This is a genomic window from Apibacter sp. B3706, assembly GCF_011082725.1.
Classification (GTDB): Bacteria; Bacteroidota; Bacteroidia; order Flavobacteriales; family Weeksellaceae; genus Apibacter.
In genome coordinates this window covers 1,849,449-1,862,817 of sequence record NZ_CP049715.1, presented here as the reverse complement: position 1 = coordinate 1,862,817, position 13,369 = coordinate 1,849,449, and the positions used below count along the sequence as shown (strand labels likewise).

The window sequence follows — 13,369 nt, the reverse complement described above, 5'->3', positions numbered from 1 at the left end:
TTATAAATGTTTTTATTGGAAATAAAATTACATTTTAATTTAGTAGAGAAAGGTAATTGACCCGTTGGTTTGTTTTCATATATTAAAATAAACTTTTCCCTTCATAAAGATTATATATTTCCATAATCTCTTTTAGAATCTTTTTGAAATTAATTTTCATGTCAATTAATTTTCCGGATCGTATGTCGAAAATCCAGCCATGAACCTTTAGATTACTTTCTATAATAGCTTTTTGTACAGCAGCGGTTTTAATTAAATTAATGCATTGTTCTTCCACATTCAATTCAATAAGCCGATTGTATTTTTCCTCTGAATCGGTAATTAAATTTAATTCATCTTTATGAATTCTATAAACGTCCCTGATATTTCGCAACCACGGATTTAAAAGTCCCAGGTCTTTAGCCTCCATAGCCTCTTTAACTCCGCCACAATAATAATGTCCACAAACAATGATTTGTTTAACTTTTAAATGATCGATAGCATATGTTATTACAGATTGAACATTAAAATCTGTGCTAATAACCATATTGGCTAAATTTCTATGGACAAAAACTTCTCCGGGTTTAGCTCCAAGTAACTCTTCTGTTGCTACCCGACTATCAGAACAACCAATATAAAGAACTTCAGGATTCTGTCCTTCTGATAGCTTATGGAAATACTCCTTATCGATAGATAACTTTTCTGCTATCCATGTTTCATTGTGGGCAAATATTTTTTCAAAATTCATGTATGGATTAATATAGTAGTAAAAAAAATAATGAACAAAAATTTGAAAGAAATCATTTATATCATAATTCCTTTGTTTCCTTTATATACGCTATATTTTCCTGAACCTAAGAAGAAAAGCGCTAATGAGGTTAATAAATAAAATAGGTTAAGTTCAACTTTTAAACCTCCGGTTTGTGATAGTGAAAAACCTTCCATCCCATGCACCAAATAAAAAGTCATAAGCATAGTAAATGCTACTAAAAGGGATGAAATCCTTGTAAAAACCCCTAATAAGATACAAATAGGAGCAAAGACTTCCCCTAAAGGAACACCAAGCCAGAGATATTCAGGCAAATTTTTTGAAGTAAGCATTCCTTTTATAAAATCGTGTCCATGATATAATTTAGATATTCCATGGAAGACCATTAATCCGCCTATTGAAACACGTAATAGGAGTTTTCCAAGATCAGAATTCAATTCTTTAGCCATAATTATAATGTAAATTTGATCAAAAATAAATTTTTTATTTCATAAATTCTGTATCTTTTGTAAATAAAATCAAATTTATTATAGTAAAAAATGTATTACAATAAGTTTTACGATAAACGTAATTAAGTGGTATAAAATGTATTTTACTAGATAAAAATAGAGCTTGAATAAGCGATACTTTTACCATATTGTGTATTTATATTAGTCGTAATCAGATATGAAAAGATACTATTAAAGAAATAAAAACAAACATCGAAAAACTATAAATGCAAAAAAGCCCTGTTTTTACAGGGCTTTTTTGTATGAATATTTTATAAAATTTAAATTTAAAAAGGTTTAATATCAAATACTATTGATTCTAATACTTGAATTACGGCGGCGGTAGTATCCAAAGAAGTAAAACAAGCCACACTGTTTTCAACAGCATTTCGTCGAATTAAAAAGCCGTCTTCTTGAGCCGTACCGTCATTAGAAAGTGTATTAATAACAAATTGAGCTTTTCCTTGTTGCATAATTTTAACAATATTGTTGTCCTCACTTTCAATCTTGTTAATTTCAACAACAGGAATGTTATAATCTCGGAAATACTTGGCAGTTCCTTCGGTAGCCATAATTGTATAACCTATATCATAGAATCTCTTCGCTAATGGGAGAGCCTCGGCTTTATCCTTGTCTGCTACTGTAAATATGGCATTTCCTAAAATAGGTATATTGATTTGACCCGCTCTTAAAGCTTTATAAAGAGCTCTTTCATAAGTAGTATCTTTTCCAATAACCTCACCGGTCGATTTCATTTCAGGGCCTAACGTAATATCTACAGAACGTAATTTAGCAAATGAAAAAACAGGAGCTTTAATGTATATATTGCGAGGTTCCGAATAACAATCCATAGCATACCCTTGCTCTTTCAAAGATTGGCCTAAAACAGCTTTTGTTGCTATTTTTGCTAAAGGAATACCGGTTACTTTGCTCATGAATGGAATGGTTCGGCTGGAACGCGGATTAACTTCCAGAACGTATATTTTTCCGCTCATTAAAACAAACTGTATATTCATTAATCCAATGATTTTAAATCCTCTGGCTAATGCTTGGGTTTGTCTGATAATTTCTTCTTTTTCTTCTTTTGTTAATGTTTGGGAAGGATATACAGCAATAGAATCTCCGGAATGAACTCCGGCTTTTTCAATGTGTTCCATAATTCCGGGAACAAAAACATTTTCGCCATCGGAAATTGCATCTACTTCAATTTCTTTTCCAATTAAGTATTTATCAATTAGAATAGGTTGTTTCTCATGAACATTGATCGCTTCTTTCATATATCGTTCCAATTCAGAATCTTGATATACAATTTGCATGGCTCTTCCTCCTAAAACATAAGAAGGACGAATAACAACCGGATACCCAATGGAATTAGCTACATGTAAGGCTTCTTCTAACGTAAATACTGTATCGCCTTTAGGACGAGCGATATTTAATTCGTTTAATTGTTCTTCGAATTTTTTACGGTCTTCAGCTCGATCTATATCTTCCAGCGTAGTACCCAATATTTTTGCTCCGGCATCTATGGCAGCTTGAGCCAAGTTAATGGCCGTTTGACCACCAAATTGAACTAAAACACCGTCCGGTTTTTCTAAATCTATAATAGAAGTGATGGATTCTCTGGTTAGAGGTTCAAAATAAAGTTTATCAGAAATGCTGAAATCTGTAGAAACGGTTTCCGGATTGCTGTTGATGATAATAGCTTCATATCCTGACTCTTTAAGGGCTAAAACACTGTGTACGGTAGCATAATCAAATTCCACCCCTTGTCCGATTCGTATAGGTCCGGAACCTAATACAATCACTTTTTTCTTATCAGAACGTACCGATTCATTTTCAATACCGTAAGTACTGTAAAAATATGGGGTTGTGGATATAAATTCAGCAGCACACGTATCGACCATTTTATACACCGGAATAATAGAGTTTTCCTTTCTCAAAGAATACACTTGCTTTTCTTCCATGCTCCATAATTGGGCAATTTCCCAATCAGAAAATCCGTATTTTTTGGCTTTTGCTAAAACCTCAATATTTTTTGGTTTTTCTTTTACTTCATTTTCAATATTGATGATATGTAATATTTTAGCCAGGAAGAATAGGTCTATCTTGGTTATTTCATGTATTTTTTGAATACTTACACCGTTTCGTAAAGCTTCGGCAATTAAAAACAGACGTTCATCATCGGCATTTTTAAGTCTCTTTTCCAATGTCGTAGAATCATACGGCGTCATATCTTTTTTAGTTAAATGCAAACAACCTATTTCCAAAGATTGTACAGCCTTTAATAATGATTCTTCAATTGAAGTTCCTATAGCCATAACTTCACCGGTGGCTTTCATCTGAGTTCCTAGATGCCTGTTGGCACTTTGAAATTTATCAAAAGGCCATCGAGGGATTTTGGCAACAACATAATCCAGCGAAGGTTCAAAACAAGCATAAGTAGTATTAGTTACCGGATTTTTCATTTCGTCCAGAGTTAATCCTACCGCAATTTTAGCCGCCAATTTTGCAATCGGATATCCGGTAGCTTTAGAGGCCAATGCAGACGAACGGCTAACTCTTGGGTTTACTTCGATGACTATATAATCTCTACTAGAAGGATCTAAAGCAAATTGAACATTACAACCTCCTTCAATTTTTAAAGCGCGGATTATTTTTAATGCAGAATTTCTAAGTAATTGATATTCTTGATCTGCTAATGTTTGACTAGGAGCGAAAACAATGGAATCTCCGGTATGTATTCCAACCGGATCAAAATTTTCCATATTACAAACTACTATGGCATTGTCATTGGCATCCCTCATTACTTCATACTCAATTTCCTTATATCCGGCAATACTTTTCTCTATAAGACATTGATGAACCGGACTGTATTTTAATCCGGAATCAGTAATTTCCCTTAGTTCGGTTTCATTTTCTGCTATTCCACCTCCGGTGCCTCCCAGAGTAAAAGCAGGTCTAACAATTATCGGATAACCAATTTGATTAGCGAATTCCACCGATGACTCCACGTCATTAACAATTATACTTTCTGCAATAGGTTCATTAATGTTTTCCATTAATTGTTTGAACAAATCTCTGTCTTCGGCCTGCTCAATGGAAGATAATTTGGTTCCGATAATTTCAACATCATATTGGGCTAGCGTACCTGCTTTAGCTAATTCAACGGCAAGATTAAGTCCGGTCTGTCCTCCCAAAGATGGTAACAACGCATCGGGACGCTCTAATGCAATAATTTGTTGAAGAAAATCTAATGTTAACGGTTCCATGTATACCTTATCGGCAATTTCTTTATCGGTCATGATCGTTGCAGGATTCGAATTAACAAGAACGACTTTGTATCCTTCTTCCTTAAGAGCCAGACAAGCCTGGGTTCCCGCATAATCGAATTCAGCAGCTTGTCCGATAATGATAGGTCCTGAACCTATTACAAGAATTTTATTTATATCTGTGCGTTTTGGCATGTTGTTTTTTTAATTTTTAGTTTGAAGTAGTGACTTCAGTTTATATGAATTTTTACTAATTCTTTTACATTAATCCTTTTTAACCTAGTAATAATTCGATAGTGCTTAACTATTCGGATATAAAGAATTTTATTATTTATTTTTAAATTCTTCTACCATAGACATAAAGCGGTTAAATAAATATTCGTTATCATGAGGGCCCGGACTGGATTCGGGATGGTATTGGACAGTAAATGCCCAATTCTTTTTATCCTGTAATCCTTCTATAGTTCCGTCATTTAAAGCTCGATGCGTTACTTCTAAAGTTGTGTTTTGTAAAGATTCTTCATCAACTACATATCCGTGATTTTGAGAAGTTATATACACTCTGTTAGTGGCAAGTTCTTTTACCGGATGATTTGCACCTCTGTGTCCGAATAACATTTTAAAAGTTTTAGCTCCGTGTGCAAGGGCATATAATTGGTGACCTAAGCAAATTCCGAATATCGGGGCTTTTCCGCTCAATTCTTTTATAGTGTTTATAGATTCGGTTAATTCTTCCGGATTACCGGGACCATTGGAGAGCATAATTCCATCGGGGTTTAATTCTAATATAGAGCTTGAATCTGTATTATAAGGTACTACCACTACATCACAATTTCGTAAGCATAATTCTTTTAAAATGCTTTTTTTCATTCCATAATCTATCAATACAATTCTGTGTCCTTCTGCTGGAGCACTATAGGCTCTTGGTGTAGAAACTTCGGGAACGTGATGTCCTAACTTGGTCTCTTGTAGAGATTTAATTACTTCATCAATGTTTTCATTTTCATCACAGAATTTACCTTTCATACTGCCTTTGGTTCGTATGGTTTTTACCAAGGCGCGGGTATCAATACCGCTTAAACCGGGAATATTTTGTTTTTTCAAAAAAGAATCGATGTTCATTTGGCTTTTCCAGTGAGATTCTGTTTCAGCGTATTCATGAACGATAATTCCACCTACAAAAGAATTAAGGGATTCAAAATCGCTGGAATTAATTCCATAATTCCCTATTAATGGATAGGTGAAAACAATAATTTGCTTGTGGAAGGAAGGATCTGATAAGGTTTCTTGGTAACCGGTCATACCTGTGGTAAAAACAACTTCACCGATTGTGAATTGGTCGCTCCCAAAGCCTTCGCCATTAAATACTAATCCGTTTTCTAATACTAATTTTCTTTTCAAGGGTTGTTAATTTATTATAGTGGTTTGAATATGGTTATGAATTAAAAACATAGTTAAGCACAGCAATTCTGGCAAAAACTCCATTCGTCATCTGCGTAAATATTCTTGATTTTGAAGATTCGATAAGATTCTCATCAATCTCAACATTACGGTTAATAGGTGCCGGATGCATAATGATTGCCGAGGATTTCATTTTATCGGCTCTCTGTTTTGTTAATCCATATAATTCTAAAAAATTTTTTTCGTCATATTGTTTCGCATGTCTTTCGTTTTGATTCCTTAATAACATCACAACGTCTGCTTCTTGTATTACTGAATCAAGAGAAGCATAGGTTCCCATAGTCATGCTGGAATCTCTCCAAAATTCCGGAGTCGCAAATGTTATAGAAGATCCCAGTCTTTTTAAAATTTTAGCATCTGAATGAGCTACTCTGCTATGTATCACATCGCCAACAATTACTATATTCAGATCTCTAAAAGTACCGAATTCCTCATATATGGTTACTAAATCTAATAAAGATTGGGTAGGGTGGTCTCCGCAACCATCACCGGCATTAATGATGGGCACCTCTATTTTTGTAATTAAATCATCATAAAATCTATCTTGCATATGTCTTATAACAAAACATTCAACCCCTATGGAATTTAAAGTTTTAACTGTATCATAAAGAGTTTCACCTTTTTTAACACTTGAACTCTCTGCATCAAAATATATAATTTCCATTCCTGTTTTTTTCTCAGCCATTTCAAAGCTGAGTTTGGTTCGAGTACTGTTCTCGAAAAAAAGGTTGGATATATAATGATTAGACAGATTTGGAAAAGCTTTTTTCTTTTTAAAGCTTATCGCATCATCCACTAATTCCTCAATCAAACTTAGATCAAGATTTTCTAAAGTGATAAAATGATTCATTATTTATATATTAGTTTAATTGGTGTTATAATAGTGTAATTTTTATTATTGCTTTTTAAAAATAAAAAAAAACATCTTATATAATAAGATGTTTTAAATGAATATTTAAAAAAAATATTTCCGGTATCTTCTAAAGATGATTTCTTGCCCTGAATCTGGAATAGTAGAGGGATAAACTTTTTGTTAAAAGGAATTCTTCCTTTTTTGTTTATTGTTTTAGGTAATGATTCAGAGTTATTCAAAAGATTTAATTAGTGTGATTATACAAACTTTTTTATTAAATCGATTTTTTTAAAATCCTACAAAGATAAGTTGTTTTTTTTGATTGTGCAATTTAAATTTTTATTTATTTAAAATAAATATGTTTCTAAAGCAGAATAAAAATTTATATATCTCATATTTTAAAATTATTTTAATAAAATATTAAATAAGCGTTAAAAACTAAGGTATTTAAAATTAACTACTTATAATTTTAAATGAGATATAATGTACATTTAATGTGTATAATGCTTATTTTCTTTGTTAATACTTTGTTACATTTGCAGGTTAAAAAACATACATTATAATTGATTAGATAATATATTGTTAATATCATTTTTATTCTTTGCAGATAATAAATAATAAATCATTGTTTATTATAGAAGATAAATTAAGCCCTAAATAATTTTTTAAAATATATTACTATAATGAATTGATGTATGGCTAAAATTCTATCTAAATCAATAGAATTATAACTGTATAAAAAACTAAATTATATGAAAAGAAAAGCTAGTTATGGATCAATTACTTATTATTCATTTTTATTTTATTTTGTAATACCCGTGCTTTTGTTGGGACAAAGTCCCGGTGGGTTTGATAGCAATGTAGAGTTATGGTTAAAAGCAGACCGGCCTCAAGAAGGGGGAGTCGGCTCATTGATGGATAATCAACCGGTGGATTTATGGAAGGATGTATCCGGTAATGGAAGAGATCATAAGAAAGTTAATGAAAATTTGCCGGTGTATAAAAAAACCGGAGATTTAATGAATTTTCAACCGTCTATGTATTTTGAACCAAGATCTAAAGCTTTTTTAGCGGGGCCGGATTTAAAAATATCTGCAAGTAAAGCGTATTATGTATTTTATGTATCAATATTAGATAAACCTACAGGTATACATTACGTTTATTCATTAAATTCTGCGAGAAATAATTATTCGGGTTGGTCTACCGGGTTTCCATATTTTACTACAGCGGGCGGAACTTATAGAAGTAAAATCAGTCAAGGTAAAAATTATGGTATAGTCGGGATAATTCGTCCTAATAGTACAACTTTAACCCAGATGCTCTATTTCAACTCTATTCCCGAAAACACATTTAGATCCTATTCAATAAAGCTGGGAGATGGACAGAGTGTGGTGGGAGCTGGAAATGTAAAAAATCTAAATTCTTTTGAAGGTGAAATACAAGAAATAATTGTATTATCTGCCCCTCAAAATACCTATTTAACAGATATGGATTTACAAAAAATTCATTCTTACTTATCCGTTAAATATGGTATTTCTTTAGAATCAGCTGACGAGATATCATTTCCAAATTATGTTAATTCAAAAGGTGAAAAAATTTGGGACGGAGAAAATTTCATGTCCTATCAAAACCATGTATTTGGTTTAGGAAGAGATGATCAATACGGTTTATATCAAAAACAATCAACTAATTTTGATTTATCAACTTTAACCGCTTATGTTGGAGATGAATTAACAGAATTAAATGATAACAATAATGGAACTTTAACCAATAACACTTTTTTGATGTTTGGATCTAATGATGAGATTGGTGTAGAACGGTATGAACATTTGCAAGGAGAAAAATATTCTAACAGCATATTGAGTGAAGATATATTTTTTAAATTAAAAAGAACCTTAAAAACGAAGGTTACAGGAACTAAAAGTCTAACTGTCAACATGAAATTAAATGTTGATGCTAAATATGTTATAGTTAGTTCTGTTGAAACGTTTGATCCTTCAAAAACTCGTATTTATCCTGTTAATGACGGAATCGTTAAAGGAGTTGAGATAGAGAATGATGATTACGTTTCTTTTACCAGTGGACGACCTAATCCGGGAGGTGTAAATTTACTAACAGAACTTTGGTTACGAGCTGATGATATACCAAGCACTGAAGAAGATAGTACTGAAATTAGTACTTGGCAAGATATTTCAGTATATAAACGAGACCACTCGGTCATTACTGATGCTAAAGAGTTTACAGGACCTATTATTCGTAATCAAAAAGGATTAATGAATTATCATTCACATTTGCAATTTACTAATACCGGTCAGTCAAATTCTACAATTCCGGTATTGACAGCTCCAAGTTTTTTTAGTTCAGATAAATCTTACTACATATTCTATGTATCCGAAATAAATACTAGCGGATTATCTGTATTATATGCTTTAAACAGTAATTATAGTAATACCAATAATGATAATAACCAAGGATGGTATTTTGGAAATCCCGCATTAACCAATGGGTATAATCCGTCTAATACTGTTCAAACACATTACAATAGTATAAATAAAACGTATGGAGTAGTAGCAGTTGAACGAACCAATGATAAATATGTTGAACAAAGAATTATATTCAATGGTATTTCCAATACATTTTACGGATATGATATGGAAAATAAAATTCCGGCGATAAGTCTTATCGGAGCTCGACAACTCTATACTAAAACTTTAAATAATTTCAATCCTTTTGTAGGAAATGTTCAGGAAATAATTGTTCTTTCTGGAAATAAAGGAACCCCCATAGATTCCAAAGACTTTAATAGAATTAATTCTTATTTAGCGATTAAATATGGAATTACATTACATAGTGAATCTGAACCGAATTATTATGACTCTTATGGGAACAAAGTTTGGGATGGTAAAATAAATGCAGGATTTAATCATGATATTTTTGGTATAGCCAGAGATGATAGTTCTGATTTATATCAAAAGCAATCTGTAAGTTACGATAGAGACCTTATGACCATTTTTGTTGGTAATGAAGTCGCAGATATGAATAAGTTAGGTAACGGAACCTTGAAAAACAAAGATTATTTGATGTTAGGTTCTAATGGGTTAGAAGATTATTTATTAGATTATAATTATCTTGAAGGCACTGCTTATGCGAACGGTAAATTGCCATTTAGAATCGATTATAGGAATCAGGTGACTTTAAAAGCACAGACATCAGGATCCGGTTCCTACGTAGTAAATATACAACCAAGTTTGACGGCAAAGATCATGTTAGTTTCTCCTGATGGAAAATTTGAGCCCAAAAATACCAGATTTTATGTGGTGGAAAATAAAGTTGCCAAAAATGTTGAAATTAATGATGGAGATTATATAAGTTATGCTTTATACGGATTTGCTCCGGGGGGAGTATTGAATGGATTAAGATTGTGGTTAAAAGCAGATGATAAGAATAGTTTAGTGTTTGATGGGGAAAGTTCTAAATTATTGATTTGGAAAGACCAAACCGTTAATGAAAACGATTATTATTTTTCATTAGTGGATAATAAAAATAAAATAGAGCCGGTGTATGATTCATGTAATAGTAAAATGAATTTCTTTCCAAGCATATATTTTAGTCAAAATTCTGCACTTGCTATAAATAAGGGGCCTATGAGTACTAATGCGCCGGAACATACCACTTCTTTCATCATTTATAATAGCTTCGCGTCTCCATCATCAGTTAGAACCTACACCCACGGCTTTGGTGGAGTGGATCCAGTTACGGTAAAATCCAGACACCCGGCGGTAGGTTTCAATCCAAATCATGGAACAGGAAGAATAGCAACTTCCATAGCTGTAACTCAAGGTACAGTACAAGGATTCGAATTTGGAGCTACAGCCTTGCATATGACCAGGCTTAGTAAAGCTTATAAAGGTATAGATCCGAAATTTCCTTTAATCGAACATGATTTTGGAGGTATTGTTGATACATTATCTAGGCCGGAATCTAACTTTGGTTCGGATTTCTTAATGGCTAGTGGAGGAACTATAGGTGCAGCCAGTTTGAATTCCGGGCTTTTTGATGGATTAATTTCCGAATTGTTTTTTTATGAAAGAAAGTTAAGTAAAGATGAAAAAGTTCGTATACAAACCTATTTAGCAATGAAATATGCTATTACTTTATATACAACTAAGTATATAACTATGGGTGAGGAAACAGTGCAATTACAAAAACAACCGACTGATTACATATTATCAGACATTAAAACTAAAGTTTGGAAAGGATCAACACGGCCTTATTCTGACTATCATAGAAATGTAGCCGGTTTGGTACGTGATGATAATTCAAATATATATGTTAACAAAGCTCGATCTACTGATGTTCAGTCAATTGTAACTATTCAAGCCGGTGAAAGTACGGAATGCGGACAAGGACAAAAGTCTGTATTAAAAAATGATCTAAGTGGATTATTTTGGGGACATAACGGAGATACGGGAACTACAGATTTAAGTGAGCTTTCACAATCTATTTGTGGAGGATTAGACAGAAGAATGAATCGAATATGGTTAGTAAATAAAACCAATTTAGATGAACAATCGGTTATTTTATCAGCTGATGAGTCTGCAGATGAATTTGTTTTTAATCAAAATTATAGAGTTTATTTATTAATTGCTAATTCTGATGATGATATTAAAAATGAAAATTGGGCTTATACTATACCCGGCGAATGGGTAGATAACAAAGTTCAATTTAATTATAAATTTACAGAAGATACTACCTATTTTACCTTTGGGGCTGTTAAGTCAGATGGAGTTTGTACGAATTGCAGCTTCAGCGGATATAAAACCATTGATCTACCGCAAATTTGGAAGGGAGCGGCAAATAATGGTCAGCTAGATAAAACGGTTGATTTAGGAGATGATTTCTCTGCCAATATTAATATTTCAGATCCGGGCAAAGTTCTACGATATAAGTACCCGAGAAGAAGTGGTAAAACCTTGCAATTTTACCGATATGGAAATTTTGATAAAGATAAAGAACCTATCACTACTACCATTTCATTTAACGGAGGAGCCGCTGCTGCAATGTTTGAAATATTTGATATTGATACCCAAGCGTACAGGTCAGATGAAATTAATGTTTACGGAATTTGCGGAGGAGGAATTGTTAAACCAAAGCTTATGCACGTAGCACCTAAAAAGAAAAGTTCTTATACTATTGATAAAAATATAGCAACAGCAAAAGCTACGGGTGGTTATAGATCTTCAGGATATACTGCTGCCAGAGGAAAAGTTTTAGTAGATTTTTCCGTAGCTGTCGAGAAGATAGTTATTGAGTATAAAGTTCATTATAATAGACGTCCTGCGACGGGATCACAAATGATAGGTATTGGAGCTATAAAGCTATATTGTCCAAAGCCGGTGGAAGTTAATGAAGATGGTCTAGCATTTACGCTTAAAGTTGCTGAATCCACCCTTACCTGTGAAGAGGTGCCTTTTATATTTAAAATCATGAATACCAATTGCGAATCCAAAATAATAGAATTAACGGATCAACTACCGCAAGGTATGCAGTGGGTGAAAGAATCTTTAAATATTGAAGACGGAGAGTTTACTACTGAAACTAAAGAATATGGAGACAGTGATTTGCTTTCAATAAAAGGAATAAAAGTTCCCGGTGGGACTACAACTATTATTACGGCAAGAGCAAAATTTACAGAAGATAAAACAACATCCTATTTCACAAGGGCTTCTATAAAATATTTAAATCGTAATAATGAAAATGTATCCTATGAAAGTTGTGATGTTATAGATGGTTGTGGTAATACCACTGTAAATGCAGTTGCAGCAGGTTTGCCTAGTCCGGTTATAATAAGCGATCTTAGAGTTGATAAAACTTGTATTGCAGAAGACGATACCATTTTAGTTACAATGGATATAAACAATCCTAATTCTTTATTGGATAATGTAACCTTAAATGCATCATTTAGTGAAGGTTTCAAATATGTTAAAGGAAGTTTAAAATCTTCATTTATTATGACGGACGGTACAATTAACACAGAAGATATTGAAGATAATGAGTTCGAAATAGAAGACTTTAGCTTACCGAATGGAAATCATACGTTAAGCTTTAAAATTAAAGCGCCTGAAATTCTGCCTAATAATTTTACGGAAATGGAAATAAATATAGATATGACGACATCTTCCGAAATTGATTGTGCCTCCATTGATATAGACGGCAACAACTTTGTTTTGGTTTCATTCTGTACACCTGTTCCATTTTGTACATTAGATCCTAACCTGGAACCTTCAACTGAAGTTTCTAAAATAGGAATTACCACTCTTGAAAAAGAGTTGAAAGGATGGCCTTTTAATATCTACAATGGATTTATAGTTTTGGAATCAAAAAATAAAGGTTTTGTAATTACAAGAACAAGTTCTGATTTAATTCCTCAGGAAAAATTAGTAGAGGGGATGGTTATATACGATACTACGGATAAATGTATTAAATTGTATAATGGTGAGGAGTGGCATTGTATAGAAAGAACTTGTCCTCAATAATTTTTTGACGAGCA

6 protein-coding genes are annotated in these 13,369 nt (G+C 32.7%); 1 reads left to right on the top strand and 5 read right to left on the bottom strand.

The window, feature by feature from the left end:
* Positions 1-82 precede the first annotated feature (82 nt).
* The 5 genes from G8C41_RS08130 to G8C41_RS08110 all read right to left on the bottom strand — a co-directional run bounded on the left by G8C41_RS08130 (position 83) and on the right by G8C41_RS08110 (position 6,816).
* The gene (locus tag G8C41_RS08130) at positions 83-727 is read right to left on the bottom strand and encodes a carbonic anhydrase (protein WP_105296299.1); all 645 of its coding nucleotides are present in this window, start codon (positions 725-727) and stop codon (positions 83-85) included.
* A 56-nt stretch (positions 728-783) separates the two neighbouring features.
* A complete protein-coding gene (locus tag G8C41_RS08125) occupies positions 784-1,197 on the bottom strand; it encodes a DoxX family protein (RefSeq protein ID WP_185116728.1) in 414 nt (137 codons plus the stop codon).
* A gap of 326 nt (positions 1,198-1,523) precedes the next feature.
* Complete coding sequence (carB, locus tag G8C41_RS08120) at positions 1,524-4,700, bottom strand: carbamoyl-phosphate synthase large subunit (protein ID WP_166007179.1); 3,177 nt, start codon at positions 4,698-4,700, stop codon at positions 1,524-1,526.
* A gap of 132 nt (positions 4,701-4,832) precedes the next feature.
* Complete coding sequence (locus G8C41_RS08115; RefSeq protein WP_160557562.1) at positions 4,833-5,906, bottom strand: carbamoyl phosphate synthase small subunit; 1,074 nt, start codon at positions 5,904-5,906, stop codon at positions 4,833-4,835.
* A gap of 34 nt (positions 5,907-5,940) precedes the next feature.
* On the bottom strand, positions 5,941-6,816 hold the full coding sequence (locus G8C41_RS08110) for an aspartate carbamoyltransferase catalytic subunit (protein ID WP_166007177.1): 876 nt from the start codon (positions 6,814-6,816) through the stop codon (positions 5,941-5,943).
* A gap of 755 nt (positions 6,817-7,571) precedes the next feature.
* On the opposite strand from G8C41_RS08110, the gene G8C41_RS08105 reads away from it, so the two are divergent.
* Positions 7,572-13,355 carry a hypothetical protein gene (locus tag G8C41_RS08105; protein ID WP_166007175.1) on the top strand — a complete coding sequence of 1,928 codons (5,784 nt, stop codon included), beginning with the start codon at positions 7,572-7,574 and terminating at the stop codon, positions 13,353-13,355.
* The last annotated feature ends 14 nt before the right edge of the window (positions 13,356-13,369 follow it).

Bases quoted from the DNA above. Each gene is read 5' to 3' on its own strand.
- G8C41_RS08110 (WP_166007177.1), bottom strand. From the start codon at position 6,816: ATGAATCATTTTATCACTTTAGAAAATCTTGATCTAAGTTTGATTGAG.
- carB (WP_166007179.1), bottom strand. From the start codon at position 4,700: ATGCCAAAACGCACAGATATAAATAAAATTCTTGTAATAGGTTCAGGA.
- G8C41_RS08130 (WP_105296299.1), bottom strand. From the start codon at position 727: ATGAATTTTGAAAAAATATTTGCCCACAATGAAACATGGATAGCAGAA.
- G8C41_RS08105 (WP_166007175.1), top strand. From the start codon at position 7,572: ATGAAAAGAAAAGCTAGTTATGGATCAATTACTTATTATTCATTTTTA.
- G8C41_RS08125 (WP_185116728.1), bottom strand. From the start codon at position 1,197: ATGGCTAAAGAATTGAATTCTGATCTTGGAAAACTCCTATTACGTGTT.